The organism is Caulobacter sp. BK020, assembly GCF_004342605.1.
In the GTDB taxonomy this organism is placed as follows: domain Bacteria; phylum Pseudomonadota; class Alphaproteobacteria; order Caulobacterales; family Caulobacteraceae; genus Caulobacter.
In genome coordinates, this window is sequence record NZ_SLZL01000001.1 from 357511 (window position 1) to 378294 (window position 20784).

24 protein-coding genes are annotated in these 20784 nt (G+C 68.6%); 11 read left to right on the forward strand and 13 right to left on the reverse strand.

What is annotated here, in order from left to right:
- The first annotated feature begins 78 nt into the window (after positions 1–78).
- A complete protein-coding gene (locus tag EV278_RS01740; RefSeq protein ID WP_165916491.1) occupies positions 79–1008 on the forward strand; it encodes a hypothetical protein in 930 nt (309 codons plus the stop codon).
- A gap of 14 nt (positions 1009–1022) precedes the next feature.
- Here EV278_RS01740 and EV278_RS01745 read toward each other — a convergent pair whose 3' ends face one another.
- The 5 genes from EV278_RS01745 to dapF all read right to left on the reverse strand — a co-directional run bounded on the left by EV278_RS01745 (position 1023) and on the right by dapF (position 5585).
- Positions 1023–1484 (reverse strand): GFA family protein, encoded by a 462-nt coding sequence (locus EV278_RS01745; protein ID WP_132086045.1) that lies wholly within the window; start codon positions 1482–1484, stop codon positions 1023–1025.
- Positions 1485–1493: 9 nt separating this feature from the next.
- Entirely contained in the window at positions 1494–2573 is a 1080-nt protein-coding gene (locus EV278_RS01750) for an endonuclease/exonuclease/phosphatase family protein (protein ID WP_132086047.1), read from the reverse strand.
- Positions 2570–3829 carry a tRNA (N(6)-L-threonylcarbamoyladenosine(37)-C(2))-methylthiotransferase MtaB gene (gene mtaB, locus EV278_RS01755; RefSeq protein WP_243692049.1) on the reverse strand — a complete coding sequence of 420 codons (1260 nt, stop codon included), beginning with the start codon at positions 3827–3829 and terminating at the stop codon, positions 2570–2572. The genes EV278_RS01750 and mtaB overlap by 4 nt, the downstream gene beginning before the upstream one ends.
- 74 nt (positions 3830–3903) lie before the next feature.
- Positions 3904–4818, reverse strand: coding sequence for an SDR family NAD(P)-dependent oxidoreductase (locus EV278_RS01760; protein WP_165916492.1), 915 nt, complete (start codon positions 4816–4818; stop codon positions 3904–3906).
- Positions 4731–5585, reverse strand: coding sequence for a diaminopimelate epimerase (gene dapF / locus EV278_RS01765; protein WP_132086053.1), 855 nt, complete (start codon positions 5583–5585; stop codon positions 4731–4733). The genes EV278_RS01760 and dapF overlap by 88 nt, the downstream gene beginning before the upstream one ends.
- 219 nt (positions 5586–5804) lie before the next feature.
- On the opposite strand from dapF, the gene EV278_RS01770 reads away from it, so the two are divergent.
- Together EV278_RS01770 and EV278_RS01775 are read left to right on the forward strand one after the other, a co-directional pair.
- Positions 5805–7946 carry a prolyl oligopeptidase family protein gene (locus EV278_RS01770; protein ID WP_132086055.1) on the forward strand — a complete coding sequence of 714 codons (2142 nt, stop codon included), beginning with the start codon at positions 5805–5807 and terminating at the stop codon, positions 7944–7946.
- A gap of 120 nt (positions 7947–8066) precedes the next feature.
- Complete coding sequence (locus tag EV278_RS01775) at positions 8067–9149, forward strand: GNAT family N-acetyltransferase (protein ID WP_132086057.1); 1083 nt, start codon at positions 8067–8069, stop codon at positions 9147–9149.
- Between the two features lie 6 nt (positions 9150–9155).
- On the opposite strand, the gene EV278_RS23870 is transcribed toward EV278_RS01775, so the two are convergent.
- The 6 genes from EV278_RS23870 to rdgB form a co-directional block, all read right to left on the reverse strand.
- Positions 9156–9296, reverse strand: a complete 141-nt coding sequence (locus tag EV278_RS23870) for a hypothetical protein (protein ID WP_165916493.1) — start codon at positions 9294–9296, stop codon at positions 9156–9158.
- Between the two features lie 192 nt (positions 9297–9488).
- On the reverse strand, positions 9489–10304 hold the full coding sequence (locus EV278_RS01780) for a transglutaminase family protein (RefSeq protein ID WP_132086059.1): 816 nt from the start codon (positions 10302–10304) through the stop codon (positions 9489–9491).
- Positions 10301–10720, reverse strand: coding sequence for a YraN family protein (locus EV278_RS01785; protein WP_132086061.1), 420 nt, complete (start codon positions 10718–10720; stop codon positions 10301–10303). The genes EV278_RS01780 and EV278_RS01785 overlap by 4 nt, the downstream gene beginning before the upstream one ends.
- Positions 10717–11586: a 16S rRNA (cytidine(1402)-2'-O)-methyltransferase gene (rsmI, locus tag EV278_RS01790; protein ID WP_132086063.1), complete on the reverse strand. Its 870-nt coding sequence runs from the start codon at positions 11584–11586 to the stop codon at positions 10717–10719. Before rsmI ends, EV278_RS01785 begins: the two co-directional genes overlap by 4 nt.
- 70 nt (positions 11587–11656) lie before the next feature.
- Entirely contained in the window at positions 11657–12805 is a 1149-nt protein-coding gene (gene hemW, locus EV278_RS01795; protein WP_132086065.1) for a radical SAM family heme chaperone HemW, read from the reverse strand.
- Between the two features lie 27 nt (positions 12806–12832).
- Positions 12833–13438, reverse strand: coding sequence for an RdgB/HAM1 family non-canonical purine NTP pyrophosphatase (rdgB, locus tag EV278_RS01800; RefSeq protein WP_132086067.1), 606 nt, complete (start codon positions 13436–13438; stop codon positions 12833–12835).
- A 27-nt stretch (positions 13439–13465) separates the two neighbouring features.
- Here rdgB and EV278_RS01805 point away from each other — a divergent pair, with 27 nt between their 5' ends.
- The 3 genes from EV278_RS01805 to EV278_RS01815 all read left to right on the forward strand — a co-directional run bounded on the left by EV278_RS01805 (position 13466) and on the right by EV278_RS01815 (position 15182).
- A complete protein-coding gene (locus tag EV278_RS01805) occupies positions 13466–14056 on the forward strand; it encodes a glutathione S-transferase N-terminal domain-containing protein (protein WP_132086069.1) in 591 nt (196 codons plus the stop codon).
- Positions 14057–14394: 338 nt separating this feature from the next.
- Entirely contained in the window at positions 14395–14928 is a 534-nt protein-coding gene (locus EV278_RS01810; protein ID WP_132086071.1) for a DUF2975 domain-containing protein, read from the forward strand.
- Between the two features lie 23 nt (positions 14929–14951).
- Positions 14952–15182, forward strand: coding sequence for a helix-turn-helix transcriptional regulator (locus tag EV278_RS01815; protein ID WP_132086073.1), 231 nt, complete (start codon positions 14952–14954; stop codon positions 15180–15182).
- A 136-nt stretch (positions 15183–15318) separates the two neighbouring features.
- Here EV278_RS01815 and rph read toward each other — a convergent pair whose 3' ends face one another.
- Positions 15319–16038: a ribonuclease PH gene (gene rph / locus EV278_RS01820; protein ID WP_132086075.1), complete on the reverse strand. Its 720-nt coding sequence runs from the start codon at positions 16036–16038 to the stop codon at positions 15319–15321.
- Positions 16039–16161: 123 nt separating this feature from the next.
- Between rph and hrcA the strand changes: the two genes are divergently transcribed.
- Both hrcA and grpE read left to right on the forward strand, forming a co-directional pair.
- Positions 16162–17238, forward strand: coding sequence for a heat-inducible transcriptional repressor HrcA (gene hrcA / locus EV278_RS01825; protein WP_132086077.1), 1077 nt, complete (start codon positions 16162–16164; stop codon positions 17236–17238).
- 8 nt (positions 17239–17246) lie between these two features.
- Positions 17247–17882, forward strand: coding sequence for a nucleotide exchange factor GrpE (gene grpE, locus EV278_RS01830; RefSeq protein ID WP_132086079.1), 636 nt, complete (start codon positions 17247–17249; stop codon positions 17880–17882).
- 19 nt (positions 17883–17901) lie between these two features.
- On the opposite strand, the gene EV278_RS01835 is transcribed toward grpE, so the two are convergent.
- On the reverse strand, positions 17902–18402 hold the full coding sequence (locus EV278_RS01835) for a low molecular weight protein-tyrosine-phosphatase (RefSeq protein WP_243692037.1): 501 nt from the start codon (positions 18400–18402) through the stop codon (positions 17902–17904).
- Between the two features lie 94 nt (positions 18403–18496).
- Here EV278_RS01835 and msrA point away from each other — a divergent pair, with 94 nt between their 5' ends.
- The 3 genes from msrA (at position 18497) to EV278_RS01850 (ending at position 20781) form a co-directional block, all read left to right on the forward strand.
- Positions 18497–19015, forward strand: coding sequence for a peptide-methionine (S)-S-oxide reductase MsrA (msrA, locus tag EV278_RS01840; protein WP_132086081.1), 519 nt, complete (start codon positions 18497–18499; stop codon positions 19013–19015).
- Between the two features lie 160 nt (positions 19016–19175).
- Complete coding sequence (gene dnaN / locus EV278_RS01845; protein ID WP_132086083.1) at positions 19176–20294, forward strand: DNA polymerase III subunit beta; 1119 nt, start codon at positions 19176–19178, stop codon at positions 20292–20294.
- An 88-nt stretch (positions 20295–20382) separates the two neighbouring features.
- Entirely contained in the window at positions 20383–20781 is a 399-nt protein-coding gene (locus EV278_RS01850; protein ID WP_132086085.1) for a hypothetical protein, read from the forward strand.
- Positions 20782–20784: the final 3 nt, after the last annotated feature.

Here is a 20784-nt window from a genome sequence, read left to right on the forward strand (position 1 = left end):
TCTACCCTTTTACGTTGCCTTAGGAGACGCTGTGGAACAACGTTAATGGCACAAGATATTGGGGTAAGAGGGGCCAGAATGCCCAAGCTGTTGAGCACCGCCGAAATTCGGACCGCCATCGAAAGCGAGTCGTTTTTGATTGGAGGTAACCTTTCCAGCGCCGAAGCCGTAAAATACGATTTTCGGATGGGAGACCGAGTCCTCAAAGCCGCATACCGACAGCCGAAAGACATCCTCTCCATTCCGGAAGAAAGCCGATGTGTTGATCCCGGTGAAGTTGTCTTTGTCCTTTCCAAGGAGCGCCTAAAACTCCCAAAGGATATGATTGCCACCTTAATCCCCAAGCGCAAACTTGCACACAAAGGAATCCACATACTCGGCGGATTAGCAGTTGACCCTGAGTATAAGGGCGTCCTTGTTATTGGGCTTCATAATTTTTCTTCTACACCCTTTGCCTTATTGCCTGGAATGAAGCTAATCGCAGCAACCTTCCAAAAGCTGGCAAAAAATGAACTTTCCGATTATGACGTCGCTGATAGTCGGGAAATTTTAGACTTCCCAGAAGAGCTTATTGACTTGATCCAGCACTATCGCCCCACCGATACTGGAGCCCTCTATAAAATTATTGAAGATACAAGGAAAGAGTTGATTGCACTTAAAAATGACATCACGACAGACCGTGAGTGGCGACAGGAATTTCAGGGAAATCTTGACAAGCAAAATAACTTACTTGATCGTACGAATACAGAGATAAATAAGGTTCTAGAGCTTATAAAGGAAGAAGCTAGAGAGAGGAAAAATCAAGATGAAAGGCTTGGGGATAGACTAAATGCTATGTCTGGTATGTTTGGTGGACTTCGGGTTGTCTGGATTGTTATTGCATTAATTGTCGGATCTTTGGTAACTTACACAGTCCCGAAAATAATATCTAAGCTTTCCCAACCCGCATCTAGTCCGCAAACTTCATCCCCTGCCGGCACATCGCCCATTCAGCCACCGCAAAAATAGAACCACCTATATGATCAGGTCTCACGGTCCGGATGCTGCCGGCTGACCACGGCTCCGTGGGGCCCACCGGCCGGCGGGCGCACCGGCAGATCGGCCAGATGCTCCATCCAGGCCGGACGTCCCTCGACCGCCAGCTGCACCGCCGGTTCCACCCGCGACGGATCGTCGAAGGCGAACACGGCGAGGTCGATCTTGTCGGCGCTCCATTCGAAGGTCAGGGGCGTGCCGCAGACGGCGCAGAAGCCGCGCTTGACCGCGTCCGAACTCTGGAAGGTCGAGCGCTGGCCACGCGTCCAGGCCAGATCGGCGACCTTGACGGTGACCAGCGCCCCGAACGGTCCGGCGAAGGCCTTCTGGCACATGCGGCACCAGCAGATCGAGGCGCGGCCCGTCTCGCCCTCGACCCGGAAACGCACCGCGCCGCACTGGCATCCGCCAGCAAGAGGGGCGCCGGTCAGAACAGGCGTGTCGGACATCGCAAGACCTCAGGGCTTGTGCGGCGGAACCGGCAGGACGGGGATCGGCGTCAGGCGGAAGGTGACCTCATAGGCGTCGTGGTCGGACAGCACCGGCCCGCCGGTGACCGAGCCGTCGAACCGGGCCTCCACCTGGACCGGCCGGATCGCCACCTTGTCGCCCGGCTTGAAGCCGATCAGGTCCTGGGTGTCCAGCCACGGGGCGTCGCCGTCGGCCGAGATCTTGGCGTCGCAGCTCTGAGGCTCCTGGAAGCAGACCTGGCTGACCACCTCGAACGGATAGCGCTGCATCACATAGTCATAGCGGTCGGGGGCGTGCATGACGTTGAAGTCGCCGCCGACGATCAGGGGCGCGCCCGGCGTGCGGTCGCTCTCCATGAAGCGCCCCAGCTCCTCGGCCTGCAGGTGGTGGGCCATGCGGTTGCGGTTGCGCGGCACGCCCGAGGCGCCCTTGGAATTGAGGTGGGTGTCGGCGATCTCGACCGGGGTGGGCAGGCCCGGCACGTCCAGGCTGACCAGCATCACGCCCTTGTTGGCCAGACAGTCCAGGCCCGCGCAGTAGCGGTAGGCGTGCGACTTGACCCAGTTGATCGGATGGTCGCTCAGCACCCACAGGCCGCTGGAGCCCCACTTGCCCCAGCCCTCGCCCTTGCGGATGTACTTCACCCGCTTGTAGGGCGGGCGATCGCCCTTGCTGAACGGGTTGGCGTCGCGCTGCTTCTTGCGCGGCCCGCGGGCCACATGCTGATAGCCGCTGAGCGCGATCAGGTCGCGGACCTCCTCGCGAAAGCCTTCCTGCAACAGGACGACGTCGGGCTGCAGTCCCTTCTCGCGCAGGGCGGCCAGCTGGCGGCCGATGGCCTTGAGCTTGGAGCCGCGCCCGGACCGCACCGGCCAGGGCAGACCCTCGACATTGTAGGTCATGACGCTGAATTCGATCGGCTGTATCGGGCCGACCGGATGGAAGGCGGCGGGCGGGGTGTCCTCGGTCTTGGGCTCCGGAGCTGGCGGGGCCTGCTGGGCCCAGGCCGAGGCGCCGAACGACAGGGTCGCGGCCAGGGCGGCGGTCAGGACGAGGCTATGGATCATGCCTGGGCGGCGAGCTCGGCGATCACCCGCGTCCCGTCGTGGCCGACCACCCGGAAGGCGGCGATCTGGCCCTGGGGCGCGGGGCCTTCGAAGGCGATCTCGGTGAAGTCCTCGGCCCGGGCCACGCCCTCGCGTTCCACCAGGCCTAACAGGGTGCGGCCCACCTGGCGCTGCAGGTGGCGTTCGAGCCCCGCCTGGCCGGCCTCGCGCAGGCGACGGGCCCGGTCCTTGATCACCGGCCCCTTGACCGGCGGCATCCGCGCGGCCGGCGTGCCGGGGCGGGCGCTGTAGGGAAAGACGTGCAGGAAGGCCAGGCCCGCTTCCTCGACCAGCTTCAGCGTGTTCTCGAACGCTTCCTCGCTCTCGGTCGGGAAGCCGGCGATCAGGTCGGCGCCGAAGGCGGTGTCGGGGCGCACGCGTCGCACTTCGGACACCAGCTTCAGCGCGTCCTCGCGGCTGTGGCGGCGCTTCATGCGCTTGAGGATCAGGTTGTCGCCGGCCTGCAGGGAGAGGTGCAGGTAGGGCATCAGCCGCGGCTCGGTCTCCAGCAGCGCGAACAGGTCCGGGTCGATCTCGGCCGCGTCGATCGACGACAGGCGCAGGCGTGGCAGGTCGGGGACCATCCGCAGGATCCGGCCCACCAGCTGGCCCAGGGTCGGCTGGCCGGGCAGGTCGGCGCCCCAGGAGGTGACGTCGACCCCGGTCAGCACCACCTCGTTATAGCCCTCGGCGGCCAGGCGGCGGACCTGCTCGACCACCTCGCCGGCCGGGGCCGAGCGCGAATTGCCCCGGCCGAAGGGGATGATGCAGAAGGTGCAGCGATGATCGCAACCGTTCTGGACCTCGACATAGGCCCGGGCCCGGTCCTTCAGCCCGGCGATCAGGTGACCGGCGGTCTCCTTGATCGACATGATGTCGTTGACCCGCACGCGGGTGGAGGTGTCGAGCAGGGCGCCCGGGGCCGCCTTCTCGGCGTTGCCCAGCACCAGGTCGACCTCGGGCATGGCGGCGAAGGCGGCGGGGTCGATCTGGGCGGCGCAGCCGGTGACGATCAGCCGGGCGTCCGGCCGCTCGCGGCGAGCCTTGCGGATCGCCTGGCGGGCCTGACGCACGGCCTCGCCGGTCACGGCGCAGGTGTTGAACACCACCGCGTCGGCCAGGCCGTCGGCGCTGGCCCGGGCCCGGATGGCCTCGGATTCGTAGGCGTTCAGCCGGCAGCCGAAGGTGACGACGTCGACCCCGTCAGGCCCCGACATCGTCGTCGCCGGCCCGCCTTCCTCGCCGACCTGCGGCCTGGGCGTCGGCGGACGCGAGATGAGGGTGTAGGTCGTCACGGCGCTTCGACGAACGCCGTGAAGGCGTCTTTCCAGTCGGGATGCCAGCGCGACAGGGCGGGGCGGTTTTCGATGACGTCGCCCATGGCCCAGGCCATGCGCTTTTCGTCCAGCGCCCGCGGCGCCTCATTGTCGGGGCACAGGATGTAGAAGTCGCCGCGAGCTATGCTGTCCAGCATGAACTGGATGGTCTGCTCGGGCGTCCAGGCGCCGGGCGGCTTGTCGGTTCCGCGACGGGTCATGCCGGTGAAGACATAGCCGGGGATCAGCAGGCGGGCGTCGACCTGGCAGTCGACGATCTCGCGTAGGGTGTGGGCCAGGCCCTCGGTCAGGGCCTTCACCGCCGACTTCGAGACATTGTAGGCCGTATTGCCCGGCGGCTGGGTGATCCCCTGCTTGGAGCCGGTGTTGATGATCAGCCCCGGACGGCCGCTGGCGGCCATCTCTTCGCCGATCACCTGGACGCCGTTGATCACCCCCCACAGGTTGACGTCCAGCACGCGCTTCCACGGGTCCTCGCCCGAAAAGACGTCGCCGCCGCCGCCGACCCCGGCGTTGTTCATCAGCACGTCCACGGCCCCGAACCGCTCGACGGCGGCGTCGCGCAGGGCCTGGACGGCGGCGCGGTCGGCGACGTCGGTCGGCACGGCCAGGGCCTTGTCGCCGATGGCCTCGGCCGCCTTCTTCAGGGCCCGGCCCATGATGTCGGCCATGACCACGTTCATGCCGAGCGCGGCGAACGCCTGGGCGGCGGCCAGGCCGATGCCGTCGGCCGCGCCGGTCACCACGGCGGTCTTGCCGGGCCCGATGGCGGGATGGATGGTCATGCGGCCACCGGCTCCGGCAGCTTGCCGGCGAACTCCATGGTCACCGGACCGGTCATGATCACGTGGCCGTCGCCCTCGCGCCATTCGATGGTCAGGGCGCCGCTTTCGAACTCGACCTTGGCCGTCCGGTCGGTCAGGCCGCGGCGCACGGCCGCCACCTGGGCCGCGCAGGCCCCGGTGCCGCAGGCGGCGGTCAGGCCCGCGCCGCGTTCCCAGACCTTGAGCTGGATATGGTCGCGGGCGGCGATATGGGCGAAGCCGACATTGACGCCTTCCGGAAACAGCGGGTGGTGCTCGACCAGACTGCCCGTGCCGCGCGCGAAGTCGTCGCTGACCGGGGCGTCGACGAAGAACACCACGTGCGGATTGCCCATCGAGACGCAGCCGGGCGTGTGAACCAGCGGCGCGTCGATCGGGCCGACCTGCAGCTCGATCCCGACCGTGTCCATTTCCTCGGCCAGCGGAATCTGGTCCCAGGCCAGGCCGGGCCGGCCCATGTCGACGGTGACCAGCTTGTCGCCGGCCATCACGCCCGATAGCCGTCCGGCCACGGTGTCGAAGGCCACGGCGTCCTTCTGGCCCGACTGCATCAGCAGCCAAGCCACGCAGCGGGTGCCGTTGCCGCAGGCCCCGGTCTCCTCGCCGTCCGAATTCCAGAACCGCACATAGGCGCTGGCGCCTTCGGCGCGTGGCGGATCGATGGCGATCACCTGGTCGCAGCCGATCCCGCCCTCGCCCCGTTTGGCGATGGCGCGGATGTCCTCAGCCGTCGGATGGAAGGGCTGGGTCAGGGTCTCGATCACGACGAAGTCGTTGCCGAGGCCGTTCATCTTGAGAAACGTGCGGCTCATGGTGGGGGCTATATAGTGGAAAACCTCGGCCGAGTCAGAGGCCTGGCCTCGCTGCGGCGATTTGAGCTTGGGTTTTCCGGCTCGGAGGGGATCCTGAGGGCCTTATCAGGGCGATGGCGCGGCTCAAGCTATCTGGCGTCCGCCCTCTTTTGCGATACCGTCGTGCAAAGGCGCCGCTTGAAGGCGAGCCACCTGTCACGACCGCCGCCGGATACCCAGATGCGTAGACTGCTTCTCGCCCTCCTCGCCTCCACGAGCCTCATGACCACCGCCCAAGCCGCCGACCCCGCCCCGCCCGCCAATGTTGAGCCCCGCACGCCGCTGGCCGAGCTGGGCAAGGACGATCCCTACAAGTGGATGGAAGAGATCGAGGGCGAACGGCCGCTGGCCTGGGCCAAGGCCGAGAATACGCGCAGCCTGGCGATTCTGCAGGGCGACAGCCGCTATGCCGGGCTCGAGGCCCAGGCCCTGGCCATCCTCAACGCCAAGGACCGGGTGCCTGGCGTATCGTTCGCCGGCGACGGGTCGCTGCGCAACTTCTGGCAGGACGCCGACCATGTGCGCGGCCTCTGGCGCAGGACCACGCTGGACAGCTACCGCACGGCCGATCCGCAGTGGGAGACGATCCTCGACATCGACGCCCTGTCCAAGGCCGAGAACGCCAACTGGGTGTTCAAGGGCGCCAACTGCCTTCCGCCCGACGAGACCCGCTGCCTGCTGACCCTGTCGAACGGCGGCAAGGACGCGGTGACGATCCGCGAGTTCGACACCACGACCAAGGCGTTCGTGCCCGGCGGCTTCGTGCTGCCCGAGGGCAAGCAGAACGTCGCCTGGCTGGACAAGGACACCCTGCTGGTGGCCCGCGAATGGGAGCCGGGCCAGATGACCAAGTCCAGCTACCCCTATGTGGTCAAGGCGCTGAAGCGCGGCCAGGCCCTGGCGGACGGCAAGGAGGTGTTCCGGGGCGCGCCAGACGATGTCTCGGCTTCGGCCTACACCCTGACCGACGCCGACGGAAAGGTGGTCGCCGTCCTGGCCAACCGGGCCGTCAGTTTCTTCGAATCCGAGAGCTATCTGCTGACCGACGCCGGTCCGGTGAAGCTGCCCCTGCCGCTGAAGCATTCGATCCAGGCCTATGTCGCCGGCCAGATGGTGATGTCGCTGGAGCAGGACTGGCCCGAGCGGGGCTTCAAGACCGGAGACCTGATCAGCTTCGACCTTGCCGCCTTCAAGGCCGATCCGGTCAAGGCGGTGGCGACCCTGGTTCTGCGTCCCACGGCCAAGCAGTCGGTGGAGAGCGTCACCACCACCCGCGACAAGCTGGTGGTCGGCCTGCTGGACAATGTGACCGGCGCGGCTCTGGTCTACAGCCATGGTCCCAAGGGCTGGACCAGCCAGAAGCTGGCCCTGCCGGCCAATTCGACGATCGGCCTGGGCTCGGCCTCGCAGAAGGACGACCGGCTGTTCGTCAGCGTCACCGGCTATCTGACCCCCTCGACCTACTGGCTGGCCGACGCCGCCTCGCTGAAGCTGGAGCAGGTCAAGGCCTCGCCCGCCCGGTTCGACGCCTCGACCCACGTGGTCGAGCAGTTCGAGGCCACAAGCCAGGACGGAACCAAGATTCCCTACTTCGTCGTGCGGCCCAAGGGTGTGAAGTACGACGGATCGGCCCCGACCCTGCTCTACGCCTATGGCGGCTTCCAGGTGTCGATGACCCCGACCTATTCCGGGGTGATGGGCAAGCTTTGGCTGGAGCGCGGCGGGACCTATGTGGTGGCCAACATCCGCGGCGGCGGCGAGTTCGGCCCCGCCTGGCACGATGCGGCTTTGAAGGCCAACCGCCAGAAGGCCTATGACGACTTCTTCGCCGTTTCTCAGGACCTGATCGACCGCAAGATCACCTCGCCGCGTCGGTTGGGAATCATGGGCGGCAGCAACGGCGGCCTGCTGATGGGTGTGGCCCTGACCCAGCGGCCGGAACTCTACAACGCCATCGTCGTGCAGGTGCCGCTGTTCGACATGATCCGCTACAGCCAGATCGGGGCCGGCGCCTCCTGGGTGGGCGAATACGGTGATCCCGCCATTCCGTCCGAACGGGCGGTGATCGAGAAGTACGATCCCTATTCCAACCTCAAGGCCGGCCGAAAATATCCCGAGGTGTTCATCGAGACCTCGACCAAGGACGACCGCGTCCACCCGGCCCACGCCCGCAAGGCGGCCGCGCGGCTGGAGGAGCTGGGCTATCCGGTGCTCTATTACGAGAACATCGACGGCGGCCACGCGGCCAGCGCCAACCTCGCCGAGACCGCCCGTCGCCAAGCGCTGGAATATGTCTACCTGTCGAAGAGGCTGATGGATTGACGGGCTTTACGCCCCGACGAACGCCGATCTCCGGGGCGTAAACCCTCGTTCAATCTATCCGCGTCATGGTGGCGCCGAATATCCGGCCGCACGTTCGGCTCGAGCCGGATCGAGGTTGCCTTGAAGATCGACGTCTTCCCCGCCCTGGAACTGCCCGCGGAGGTCCTCGCGGCCTGGTCGGCCGCCCAGGCCGGCGAGGCGCGTTTCGACAGTCCGTTCCTGTCGCCGTCGTGGGCCCAGGCCGTGGCCCGAGCGCGCGGTCCCGCCAACAGCACGCGGGTCGCGGTCCAGTCCGACCCGGCCGGGAACCCGGCGGCCTTCCTGGCGGTGCGCAAGCGCGGCTCGACCGCCATGCCCGCCGGCGCTCCGATGAGCGACTACCAGGCCCTGGTGACCCGCGACGGCTTCCGGGCCGATCCGCGCGCCATGCTCCAGGCCCTGGGCGTCTCGCGCTACGACTTCTGTCACATGCAGGCGCAGGACCCGGCGTTCCAAGGTCATGCCCGGGGCCACTGCATTTCCTGGGTGATCGAGGTCGCCGACGGCTACGCCGCCTACGAGGCCGAGCGCAAGGCGGCCGGCGTCGGCGCGCTGAAGGACATCGACAAGAAGCGCCGCAAGGTCGAGCGCGAGGTCGGCCCGACCCGGTTCACGGCCCTGTCGGAGTCGCGCTCCGATTTCGAGCGGCTGATCGCCTGGAAACGCGCCCAGCTGGCAGCCACCGGCCAGACCGATCTGTTCAAGACCGCCTGGGTCATGCGGTTGATGGACGAGCTGCTGGAGACCCGCGACCCGGCGTTCGGCGGCGGGCTCTACACCCTGCATCTGGGCGACGAGCTGGCGGCCGTGCACTTCCATTTGCGCGGCGGCGGCACGATCCACGGCTGGATGATCGCCCACGATCCGAAGTTCGAACGCTATTCGCCGGGCCTGCTGCTGTTTCAGGACATTCTCAAGAGCCTGGATGGCGGCCCCTACAAGCGCCTCGACCTCGGGGCCGGCGACTATCGCTTCAAGCGTGAGCTGTCGAACCGCCAGCAGGGCGTGATGTTCGGGTTCCTGGGCGCGCCGTCGGTCTCGACCCTGACCCGCACGGCGGTGTACGGCCTGCGCGAAATGGCCGAGGCCCTGCCGCTGGGGCCTATGTCGGCCTTGCCGGGCAAGGCGATGCGCCGGCTCGACCTGCTCCGCGGCCTGCGCTGAGGGTCGTCAGGTCGCGCGGACGATAAGGGCGATCACGCCGGTCCAAAGGACCAGGTTGATGGCGACGACCAGCATAAACCAGCTAAAGCGGCTGGAACGACCGCTTCGGCGCGCCCGATCAGGCGCGCCAAGGACCACGGGATCCATGACGTTCCTCCCAAGGCTCTCTACCAGAGCTTGAGTGAAATAAGACGCCTGTTCCGACGCGCGCGCAAGCAGGTTTGATGGCCTATCTCGGGCGGTCGAGAAACGTGACCTTGGAACGGATCTTAGCTAGCGGACATTCGTAGCGTCCGCTTTGGCTTCGCCGAACCGTGACGGCGCACGCGCAAGCGTCCGTCAGTTCAGCCGCAACCGCATCCGCTCGCGCGCCGCGCGGGCGGCGACCGTCGCGCCGCCGTCCAGGACCTGGGCGCGAGACAGGGCCTGCAGGGCGCCAGCCAGGGCGCCCTGGCCTTCGCGGGCGGCGGCGACGTCCAGCCAGGGGTGGTGGTCGGTGGGGTCGAGCAGGGCGCGGCGCAGGGCCGAGCGCTCGGCCCGGGCCCAGTCGCGGGCCTGCTGGGCGCGGGCGAAGATGGTGTTCTGCAGGCGGATCAACACGGCGCGGTCCGGGATCGGGCTCATCAGCACGTCCAGCTTGGCGGCGACGTCGGGCATCAGGCCGGTGCGCAGGGCCCGGCGCGACAGCTCCGACGGCAGCACCACCCGGCCCTCGCTGAACGGGTCGAGCGCCAGAGGCCCTTCCTCGGTCTCGATGCGCAGCAGGAAGTGGCCCGGGAAGTCGACGCCATGCAGGTCCAGGCCGCAGGCTCGGCCAGCATGCAGGTAGAACACTCCAAGAGTGACCGGCAGGCCCTTGCGCCGCTCGGCCACGGCGACCACGTCGGCGTTGTCGGGATGGTCGTAGGTGATCAGGTCGCCCGACAGCCGCAGGTCCCCGGCCATGGTCTCGGCCAGGGCCTCTTCCGGCGACTCGCCCTTCAGCCGCTCGGTCAGCCGATCGATCGAGGTCTTGGCCATGTCGAGCACGGGCGCCAGGTCGCGGTCGGGATCGTCGTGCACAGCGCAGGCGAGGGCCGCCTCGAACAGCGGGAAGGCCTTGTCCGACCGCTCGCCGGCCTGGGTCAGCAGGGCTTCGGCCTCTTCGCGCGTCATTGATCACCCATCCACGCATTGGCGACATGACGCGGACGGCGGCCGGGCGCGAGGGCGATCAGGTCCAGCCGGACCACGGCCCCGCGCAGGCCGGCGCGATGCGCGGCGACATGGGCTCCGGCGCGGCGCAGGCGGGCCCGCTGCTCGTAGGTCACCGCTTCCAGCGCCGCCTCCAGACTGGTCCTGCTCTTGACCTCCACAACGGCCAGCACGCCGCCGCGTTGCGCCAGCAGGTCGATCTCGCCCAGCGGCGTGGCCAGGCGGAAGCCGAGGATGCGATAGCCCTTGGCCATCAGCCACAGGGCGGCGACCACCTCGGCGCGCCGTCCCGACAGCCGCGCGGCGGCGCCCCTCGCCTGTCTCTGGGCCTGTCTCTGGGCCTGGCGGTCGGGACGGACGGGCCGGACGGCGCTCATCCGGCCGCCTTCATCGCCAGGGCCTGGCGGTAGAGGTCCTTGCGCGACAGACCCAGGGCCCTGGCCACTTCCGAAGCGGCCTCGCCCAGCGGCAGGCGGGTCATGGCCTCGCGTAGGGCGGTCTCGGCGTCGGCGGCGCTGGCGACCTCGTCCTGGCCCGGCCCGACCAGGATGACGATCTCGCCCTTGGGCGCCTCGAACCGCGGGTCAACGGCCAGTTCGTCGAGCGGACCCCGGACGCAGGTCTCGTACAGCTTGGTCAGTTCGCGGGCCACCGCGCCGGGCCTGGGGCCGAACACGGCGGCCATGTCGGCCAAGCTGTCGGCCACGCGCGAGGCGCCTTCGTAGAAGATCAGGGTGGCGCGGACCTTGGCCAGCTCCTCGAAGAACGCCTTGCGCGCCACGGTCTTGGTCGGCGGGAAGCCCGCGAACAGGAAGCGGTCGGTGGGCAGGCCGGCCAGGGTCAACGCCGCCAGGGCCGCCGAGGGGCCGGGGATCGGCACGACCGTGTGGCCGGCGGCGATCGCCGCCTGGGCCAGGCGCAGGCCGGGGTCGGAGACCATCGGCGTGCCGGCGTCGGAGACCAGGGCGATCCGCTCGCCGGCCTCCAGCCGTTCCAGCAGGCGCGGCGTCTCGCGGTCGGCGACGTGCTCGTCATAGCGCTGCAGCCGCTTGGCGATGCCGTAGGCGGCCAGCAGCTTGCCCGACACGCGGGTATCCTCGGCTAGCAGGACGTCGCAGCCGGCGAGCACGTCGAGCGCCCGCAGGGTGATGTCGCGCAGGTTCCCGATCGGCGTCGCCACCAGATAAAGCCCGGGCGCCAGCGGCGCGTCGGACAGGATGGGCGGGGCGGGCTGGCGGCTCAAGGGCGGACTTTCAACACGGGACTGGCCGACACGAACTGAGCGCCCCGAAGCGGCGCGCGGACAAGGGTTATCAGGTCGCGAGCGTTCCTGTCAGCCGGTCCAGCACCAGGCGTCCGGATCGGGTGGCCCGCAGGCGCAGGGGATCATCGGCCAGAAGGCCGGACTCCACCAGAGATTTCACCCTTGGCGTGTCTGGCGACAAGTCCAGGGCGGCGATCTCGGCGAAGCTGACGCCGTCGTCTATGCGCAGGCCCAGCAGCAGGCGCTCCTCGGCGGCCTCCAGCGGCGTGAGGACTTCGCGCTCGAAGCCGACGCCGGTCTCGGCCACCGCCTGGATGTAGTCGGCGATCCCGCGCCGGGCCGTGGTGGCCAGCTTTGCGTCGGCCAGGGTCAGGCGGCCGTGGGCGCCGGGGCCCACGCCGACATAGTCGCAGCCGCGCCAGTAGACGAGGTTGTGGCGCGAGCGGGCCGCCTCGCCCCGAGCGTGGTTGGAGACCTCGTAGGCGTCGAAGCCCGCCGCCTCCAGCACGCCTTGCGTGGTCTCGAACAGGGCGGCGGCCAGGTCTTCGTCGGGCGTGATCAGCTGGCCCCGGCGGACCGCACGGTCGAAGGCGGTGCCGGCCTCGATGGTCAGCTGGTAGGGCGAGACGTGCTCGGGGCCCAGGGCCAGCAGCTCGCCGAGCTCGCGGGTCCAGGCCTCGACCGTCTGGCCGGGGCGGGCGTAGATCAGGTCGGCCGACAGCCGCGGAAAGGCCCGGGCCGCCACGGCGATCGCCCGCCGGGCCGAGCCGGCGTCGTGGTTGCGGCCCAGCAGGGCCAGGGCCGCGTCGTCCAGGGCCTGGACCCCCAGCGACAGCCGCGCCACCCCCGCCGCCGCCAGGGTGTCGAAGCGGTCGGTCTCGGCGTCGGTGGGATTGGCCTCGAGGCTGATCTCCAGGTCGTCGGCCGGGGTCCACAGCGCCTTGGCGGCCTCGATCACCCGGGCGACCTGGGCGGGGTCCATCAGCGAGGGGGTGCCGCCGCCGAAGAAGATCGACAGCAGGGTCCGCGGCCCGGTCAGGGCGCGCTGGGCGGTCAGGTCGGCGACGATGGCGTCGGCCAGGGCCGCCTGCTCGTCGGTCCTGCCGCGATCCCGCACGACGTTGAAGTCGCAATAGGGGCAGATCCTGGCGCAGTAGGGCCAGTGGACGTAGACGCCGAGAGGGGGGAGGCCGGTCACCGCGGCCTCCTGCAACGATGGAAGGGTCTACTCAAACAGCGCCGCCTTCAGCTTGGCGAACGCCACGGCCCGATGGCTCATGGCGTCCTTGGCGGCCGGCTCCAGCTCGCCGAAGGTCTGGTCGAAGCCGGCCGGGATGAAGATCGGGTCGTAGCCGAAGCCGCGGTCGCCGCGCGGCGGGAAGGTCAGGGTCCCGTGGACCTCGCCCTGCACCACCACCGCCGGCCCGCCGTTTGGCCATGCCACGGCCAGGGCGCAGGTGAACCAGGCGGAACGGTCGTCCGAGCCGGTCTCCTCCAGTCGCTCGGCGACCTTGTCCATGGCCTGGGCGAAGTCCTTGCCGGGCCCCGCCCAGCGCGCCGAATAGATCCCCGGCGCCCCGTCCAGGGCCGCAACCGACAGGCCCGAATCATCGGCCAGGGCGATCTGGCCCGACAGGTCGGCGGCGTGGCGGGCCTTGAGCAGGGCGTTGCCGACGAAGGTGGTCTCGGTCTCGTCCGGCTCGGGCAGGCCCAGGGCCCCGGCCGCCAGCACCTCGAACCGGCCGTCCAGCAGGGCCGCCAGCTCCTTGGCCTTGCCAGGGTTGTGCGTGGCGGCGACAAGCTTCGTTCCAGCTTCCAGCTTCAGCGTCATCACGCGACTCCTTTTCGGGACAGGACCATGCAGCTTCTCTACTCCCCCATGTCGCCCTTCGCCCGCAAGGTTCGCGTGGTCGCTTTCGAGCTGGGCCTGGCCGAACGGCTGGCGCTGACGGTGGCCAGCCCGTTCACCGACGAAAGCGTGCGGGCAATCAATCCGCTGTCGAAGATCCCGGTGCTGATCCCGGACGACGGCCCGCCGATCTTCGACTCGCCGGTGATCTGCGAATATCTGGAAGCCCTGGCCGGCCGGTCGCTGACGCCCGCCGCCGGCCCGGACCGCTGGGCCGCCCTGACCGTCCAGGCCATGGCCGACGGCATGGGCGACGCGGCCGTGGCCATCGTCCGCGAGCGCCTGCGCGAGGGTCCGCACCGCCAGGACCTGTTCGACCGCCAGGGCGCCGTGCTGGTCGCCGCGCTGGACCTGCTGGAGCGCCAGACCCCGCCCGGCGACCGCTTCGAAATCGGCGAGATCGCGGTCGCCGCCCAGCTGGCCTATCTGGACGGCCGGCAGGTGATGGACTGGCGCCAGGGCCGTCCAACCCTCGCGGCCTGGTACGAAACCGCCAGCCGCCGCACCTGCATGGTGGCCACGGCGCCACACCTCGCATAATCCGTTCGGTGAGCGCGATCATTGCTAAAGTTTAATATCGTTTATCGATAAGCGACATTGGCGGCCGGGAAATCGGCCCCTATCTTCGGAGCCTGGGAGACACGCCATGCCGGCGCGGTCCCGAACCCGACCCGAAGGCCCGCCATGTCCGCCGCCAGACTGATCCGCATCGTCGACGCCGTCGCCACCCGCATGGCCACGCTGACGCTGATCGCCGGTCTGCCGCTCGCCGCCGTGACCTTCGCGATCAAGACGTTCTGACCCGGCGTCCAGCCCGCCTTTGACCCGTCCCGATCCGCCGGGGCATGGTCGGCGTTTCTGCGTGAGGGGAAGAGCGGATGCGCGCCTTGGGGCCTGGCTCGGTATCGAGCTTCCTGAAGATCATTCTGGACGTGATCTATGTGGGTCTGTGGGTCTGGGTCAGCCTGCTGGCGATCTTCACGGTCGCCGTGCTGCTGCTCAGCTTCAATCCCGAGCTGATCACCGCCAAACTGCATATCGGCAGCTCGATCGACGAGTTGATCAGCAAGGGACCGCTGTTCGCCGGGGCGCTGGGCGCCTGGGCTTTGCTGTCGGGCGGCTGGATGGTGATCGTCGAGCGCCTGCGCCGGGTGTTCTCCACCCTGACCGCCGGCGACCCGTTCCATCCTGACAATGTCCGCCGCCTGCGGGTGGTGGGCCTGGTCCTGGCCGCCCTGGAGATCGGCCACTACATCTTCGCCGCCCTGGCCAAGTGGCTGGCCCCGGACACCAAGATCGTCGACGGCTCGTTCAGCCTGAGCGCCTGGTTCCCGGTCCTGGTGGTGTTCGTTCTGGCCGAGGTCTTCCGCGAGGGCGCCCGCCTTCGACGGGAGGCCGAACTGACAATCTGACGACGCGGAGACTTTAGAACCCCATGGCCATCCGCGTGCAACTGGACCGCATCCTGCTGGAGCGACGGATGTCGCTGACCGAACTGTCGGACCGGGTCGGCGTGACCATCGCCAACCTGTCGATCCTCAAGACCGGCAAGGCCCGCGCGGTGCGCTTCACCACGCTGGACGCCCTGTGCCGCGAGCTGGACTGCCAGCCGGGGGACCTGATGACCTATGAGCCGGGTCCGGGCGAGGCGCACGAGGAGGATTGAGGCTCACCGACTTGCCCCCACCTGGCGGCTGCGCCGCCTGTCCGCCCCCATAGGGGGCGGAGCCTTGCGCCTCCGGCTCTTCCCCCTCTGGGGGAAGACGATCGCGAAGCGATCCGTAGGGGGCAAGTGCGGCGCGCTACTTCCCCGAAACCGCTTCCCGCTGCTTGACGAACAGCTCGCCGATCCCCTTCTCGGCCAGGGCGAACAGGCTTTCGAACTCGGCCCGGGTGAAGCCGCGCTTCTCACCGGTGGCCTGGATCTCGACGATGTCGCCAGCGTCGGTCAGCACGAAGTTGCTGTCGGCCTCGGCGCTGCTGTCTTCTTCGTAGTCCAGGTCCAGCACCGGGGCGTCCTTGAAGACGCCGCAGGAGACGGCGGCCACCTGGCCCAGGATCGGGTCGGTCTTCAACACGCCTTCCTCGATCAGATAGTTGACCGCGATGCGCAGGGCCACCCAGGCGCCGGTGATGGCGGCGGTGCGGGTGCCGCCATCGGCCTGGATGACGTCGCAGTCCAGGCTGATCTGGCGTTCGCCCAGGGCCTTCAGGTCGACGACAGCGCGCAGGCTGCGGCCGATCAGCCGCTGGATTTCCTGGGTGCGGCCGCTCTGCTTGCCCAGGGCGGCCTCACGGCGACCGCGCGTATGCGTCGCCCGCGGAAGCATGCCGTACTCGGCGGTGACCCAGCCCGCGCCCTTGTTGCGCATCCAGCCCGGAACGTTTTCCTCGACCGTGGCGGTGACCAGCACCTTGGTGTGGCCGAAGCTGACCAGGCAGGAGCCTTCGGCGTAGCGGTTGACGCCGGTCTCCAGCGTGACGTCTCGCGTTTGATCGGGGGCGCGTTCGGACGGGCGCATGGGCAACTCCGGGGCTTGGCGTGATAGGATGGGGCCGCTTATCCTAACTTCAGCGGGGTCGTCCAATCCCGTCGGAATCCGAGGAGCCCGCGATACACCGTGGCGGGCGCGTTCGAAGGCGACATGACACAGCTGTTTTCGGGGTTTTCCGCTCAGACTCCCAGTCTCACCGACCTGGACGCTCGGGCCCGTGACATCTTCCGGCGGGTGGTCGAATCCTATCTCGACACCGGCGAGCCGGTCGGCTCGCGGACCCTGTCGCGGGGCGGGGTGGCCCTGTCGCCGGCCTCGATCCGCAACACCATGCAGGATCTGGCGCAGCTGGGTCTGCTGGACGCCCCCCACACCAGCGCCGGCCGGATCCCGACCCATGCGGGCCTGCGGATGTTCGTCGATGGCCTGCTGGAGGTGGGCGACATCGGCGAGGACGAGCGGCGAACCATCGAGGCGCGCCTGTTCGCCCACGGCCGCTCGTTCGAGGAGGCGATGGGCGAGGCCAGCGCCATCCTGTCGGGCCTGGCCGGCGGGGCCGGGGTGGTGGTCGCCCCCGTCCGCGAGGGCGGGGTCAAGCACGTGGAGTTCGTGGCCCTGGGCGCCGACCAGGCCCTGGCGATCATGGTGTTCGACGACGGCACGGTCGAGAATCGGCTGATGAAGCGCGCGGCCGGGGTCACGCCGGCGGCCCTGCAGGAGGCCTCCAACTTCCTCAACGCCCGCCTGCGCGGTCGGACGCTGAACGAGACCAAGGCCGAGATGGCGGCCGAGCTGGACACCGCGCGGCGTGAACTGGACGCCGCGGCGGCGCGTTTGGTCGAGGACGGCCTGGCCGCCTGGAGCGGCGGCGAGGACGCCGACCGCGCCCTGATCGTCCGTGGCCGCGCCAACCTGCTGGCCGACGCCAGCGCCCGGGAAGACCTTGAGCGCGTGCGGCGGTTGTTCGACGACCTGGAGCAGAAGGGCCAGCTGATCGGCCTGCTGGACGACGTGCGGACCGCCGAGGGCGTGCGCATTTTCATCGGGGCCGAAACGCGACTCTTTTCGCTTTCGGGTTCCTCCCTGATCGCGGCGCCCTATATGACGGGCCGACAGAAGGTGCTGGGGGCGATCGGCGTGATCGGCCCCACCCGGTTAAACTATGCCCGGGTGATCCCGCTGGTGGACTATACCGCCCGCGTGCTTGGCCGGATGATGGACGGATAGAGGACGAGATGACCGACGAACAGACGCCGGCCGAAGACGTGGCCTTCGAGGCCGACCAGGCTTCGTGGGAAGACGCGTCGCAGGAGATTGAGGCGCTGAAGCTGGAAGTGGCGGCGCTGAAGGACCAGGCCCTGCGCTACGCGGCCGACGCCGAGAACACCAAGCGCCGGGCCGAGCGCGAGATGAACGACGCCCGCGCCTATGCGATCCAGAAGTTCGCCCGCGACCTGCTGGGCGTGGCCGACAACCTGTCGCGCGCCACCGCCCACAGCCCGCGCGACTCGCAGGACGCGGCGGTTACCAACTTCATCATCGGCGTCGAGATGACCGAGAAGGAGCTGCTGGCCGCCTTCGAGCGCAACGGCCTCAAGAAGATCGACCCGGGCAAGGGCGAGAAGTTCGACCCCCACCTGCACCAGGCGGTGATGGAGCAGCCCTCGGACGAGGTCGCGGCCGGCGGCGTCATCCAGGTGCTGCAGGCCGGCTACGAGCTGATGGGCCGCCTGGTCCGCCCGGCCATGGTCGCCGTGGCCGCCAAGGGCTCCAAGGGCCCGGACGCACCGGCCGAACCGACGGCGGGCGCCGCCAACCCTTATGCCAGCACCGACGCCGACACGGGCGGAGCCTTCGACACGAAGGCCTGAGGCCATCCTTTTGATCCGCTCATCCCGGCGAACGCCCGGATGAGCGGCTTTGGAATTGGCCCTCGATCAAATCCGCCAACCCCTTCGCCCCCGCCACGGCGTCGGCCCAGGTCAGGTCGAAATCCGCGTCGTCGCCGTAGTACGGGTCGGCTACCGACTTGCCCTGGCGGCCTTCGACCGCGTCCAGCAACAGCAGCAATTCGGCGGTCGCGTCCGCCGGCCGCAACCCCTGCAGGTCGGCCAGGTTGGCGCGGTCCAGCGCGACGATGTGGGTGAAACGGCGGAAGTCGTCGGGCGTCGCCTGCCGGCCGCGATAGCCGGAAATGTCGATCCCATGCCGCAGCGCCACGGCCTGGGCGCGGCGGTCGGGCGGATGGCCCACGTGCCAGGACCCGGTGCCGGCCGAATCGATCTCGACCTCCAGCCCGCGCCGCTGCGCCTCCCGGCGGAAGGCGGCCTCGGCCAGCGGCGAGCGGCAGATGTTTCCCAGGCAGACGAACAGGACGGCGGCGCGCTTCACGGAGGACCTCGGCGACAGGACGCGCCGCTTGCGCGCGCGCCGGACAGGTCCAACATGTAGCCTCGCCCATTGCCCTGACGAAAGGCCGACTGCCATGACCACCGAGACCGCGATCCTCGCCGGCGGCTGCTTCTGGGGCGTCCAGGATCTGCTGCGCCGCTATCCCGGCGTGCTGAAGACCCGCGTCGGCTATTCCGGCGGCGACGTGCCCAACGCCACCTATCGCAATCACGGGACCCACGCCGAGGCGATCGAGATCGTCTTCGATCCCGCGGTGATCAGCTATCGCCGGATCCTGGAGTTCTTCTTCCAGATCCACGACCCCACCACCCTGAACCGCCAGGGCAACGACATCGGGACCAGCTACCGCTCGGCGATCTTCTATCTGAGCGACGCGCAGAAGCGGGTGGCCGAGGACACCATCGCCGATGTCGACGCCTCGGGCCTGTGGCCGGGCAAGGTGGTGACCGAGGTCGCCCCGGCCGGTCCGTTCTGGGAGGCCGAGCCCGAGCACCAGGACTATCTGGAGCGGATCCCCAACGGCTACACCTGCCACTTCATCCGTCCGGGCTGGACCCTGCCCGTCCGGGCCGAGCGCGCGGCGACCGTCTAGCTCGGATCGATCCCAGATCGCGGGGTGCGCATTTCGCCGCACCCCGTCGCGCGCCCCCTCTTCCCCAGCGGCGCGATTACGCTAATGTCGCAAGTCCATTCATTGCGGGGCCGCGGGGGATTCTCTCTGTCGGCGGCGGCCCTGGGACCTGGACCGAGATATGAAGCTTACCATCGAGCGGGCGGCGCTGCTGAAGGCGCTGGGTCACGTGCAGAGCGTCGTGGAACGCCGCAACACCATCCCGATTCTGTCGAACATCCTGTTGTCCGCCGACCGCGACACCCTGTCGTTCTCGGCCACCGACCTGGACATGGAGATCATCGACGAGGGCCTGGCCCAGATCGACCAGCCGGGCCAGATCACCGCCCCGGCCCACACCCTGTATGAAATCGTCCGCAAGCTGCCCGACGGCTCGGACGTCTCGCTCAGTTTCAGCGGCGACGACCCGCGCCTGGTGATCCAGGCCGGCCGCTCGCGCTTCAACCTGCCGGTATTGCCGGCCGGCGACTTCCCGGTGATGAGCAGCGACGGCCTGTCGGGCCGCATCTCGGTCGACACCAATGAGTTGATCCGGCTGATCGACAAGACCCGCTTCGCGATCTCGACCGAAGAGACCCGCTACTATCTGAACGGCCTGTATCTCCACACCGTCAACGACGGCGGGACGACCAAGCTGCGCGCCGTGGCCACCGACGGCCACCGCCTGGCCCTGGCCGAGATGGACGCTCCCGAGGGCGCGGCCGGCCTGCCGGGCATCATCGTGCCGCGCAAGACCATCCAGGAGGCCCGCCGCCTGATGGAATCGGCCGGCGAGCAGGTCGACCTGCAGGTCTCGGCCCAGAAGGTCCGCTTCGAGTTCGGCCGCGCGGCCCTGACCTCCAAGGTCATCGACGGCGCCTTCCCCGACTATCTGCGCGTCATCCCGCGCGACAACGCCAAGATCCTGACCCTGGACAACGACCTGTTCGCCAAGGCCGTCGACCGGGTGGCCACCATCTCGGCCGAGAAGAGCCGCTCGGTGAAGCTGGCCGTCGAGCCGGGCCGGATCACCCTGACGGTGCGCAACATGGAAGCCGGCCAGGCCGTCGAGGAGGTCGAGGTCGACTACGACGGCGAGGCCTTCGAGATCGGCTTCAACGCCCGCTACCTGCTGGACGTCTGCGGCCAGATCGGCGGCCCGATCGCCGAGTTCCGCTTCGCCGACCCGGCCTCGCCCACCCTGGTGGTCGACCCCACCGACCCGGGCGTGAAATACGTGCTGATGCCGCTGCGGGTGTAGGGACTTCGAGAGTTCGCGGAGTTTTCAGGAGACGGGCGCCGCGGGCGCCCGTTTTGCTGTGCGGCTCTGGTCGGCTCGCAATCCAGGATTGACGGCCTTCCACATCTGCGCCGCGATCTATCTCGCCCAGAAAAACACGTCGGCCGACGAGGCCGCGTTCTGGAGTCTCCGCGGTCCCCCTTGCCCGACCCTGGACCCGGCGAGCTACCAGCGGGCCTGGGGAACGGCCCAGGTCACACGGTATGACGGGGCGAGTTTCGAATATCGGGTCGGCCACATGATGTGCACCCGGCGGCCTGCCGAACAGGGGACCGGCGGCCCCTATCCCGTCTGTCAATTTACCGGGCCCGTCTTTTTGGGCGTCGAAGCGGGCGGCCGCCGGTCCTATTTCGCGCCGCCCGCGCGGTCTGCGGCCCGGGTGGCGATCCTGAACGGCCAAGCCCGTTGCGTGCTGATCCCACCGTTCAGGATGAACGCGCATCGCTAGGGC

Coding starts and splice junctions, on each gene's coding strand:
- EV278_RS01740 (WP_165916491.1), top strand. CDS start 79: ATGCCCAAGCTGTTGAGCACCGCCGAAATTCGGACCGCCATCGAAAGC.
- EV278_RS01745 (WP_132086045.1), bottom strand. CDS start 1,484: ATGTCCGACACGCCTGTTCTGACCGGCGCCCCTCTTGCTGGCGGATGC.
- EV278_RS01750 (WP_132086047.1), bottom strand. CDS start 2,573: ATGATCCATAGCCTCGTCCTGACCGCCGCCCTGGCCGCGACCCTGTCG.
- mtaB (WP_243692049.1), bottom strand. CDS start 3,829: ATGTCGGGGCCTGACGGGGTCGACGTCGTCACCTTCGGCTGCCGGCTG.
- EV278_RS01760 (WP_165916492.1), bottom strand. CDS start 4,818: ATGGCGCGAGGGCGACGGCCACGTGATCATGACCGGTCCGGTGACCAT.
- dapF (WP_132086053.1), bottom strand. CDS start 5,585: ATGAGCCGCACGTTTCTCAAGATGAACGGCCTCGGCAACGACTTCGTC.
- EV278_RS01770 (WP_132086055.1), top strand. CDS start 5,805: ATGCGTAGACTGCTTCTCGCCCTCCTCGCCTCCACGAGCCTCATGACC.
- EV278_RS23870 (WP_165916493.1), bottom strand. CDS start 9,296: ATGGATCCCGTGGTCCTTGGCGCGCCTGATCGGGCGCGCCGAAGCGGT.
- EV278_RS01780 (WP_132086059.1), bottom strand. CDS start 10,304: ATGACGCGCGAAGAGGCCGAAGCCCTGCTGACCCAGGCCGGCGAGCGG.
- EV278_RS01785 (WP_132086061.1), bottom strand. CDS start 10,720: ATGAGCGCCGTCCGGCCCGTCCGTCCCGACCGCCAGGCCCAGAGACAG.
- rdgB (WP_132086067.1), bottom strand. CDS start 13,438: ATGACGCTGAAGCTGGAAGCTGGAACGAAGCTTGTCGCCGCCACGCAC.
- EV278_RS01805 (WP_132086069.1), top strand. CDS start 13,466: ATGCAGCTTCTCTACTCCCCCATGTCGCCCTTCGCCCGCAAGGTTCGC.
- EV278_RS01810 (WP_132086071.1), top strand. CDS start 14,395: ATGCGCGCCTTGGGGCCTGGCTCGGTATCGAGCTTCCTGAAGATCATT.
- EV278_RS01815 (WP_132086073.1), top strand. CDS start 14,952: ATGGCCATCCGCGTGCAACTGGACCGCATCCTGCTGGAGCGACGGATG.
- rph (WP_132086075.1), bottom strand. CDS start 16,038: ATGCGCCCGTCCGAACGCGCCCCCGATCAAACGCGAGACGTCACGCTG.
- hrcA (WP_132086077.1), top strand. CDS start 16,162: ATGACACAGCTGTTTTCGGGGTTTTCCGCTCAGACTCCCAGTCTCACC.
- grpE (WP_132086079.1), top strand. CDS start 17,247: ATGACCGACGAACAGACGCCGGCCGAAGACGTGGCCTTCGAGGCCGAC.
- msrA (WP_132086081.1), top strand. CDS start 18,497: ATGACCACCGAGACCGCGATCCTCGCCGGCGGCTGCTTCTGGGGCGTC.
- dnaN (WP_132086083.1), top strand. CDS start 19,176: ATGAAGCTTACCATCGAGCGGGCGGCGCTGCTGAAGGCGCTGGGTCAC.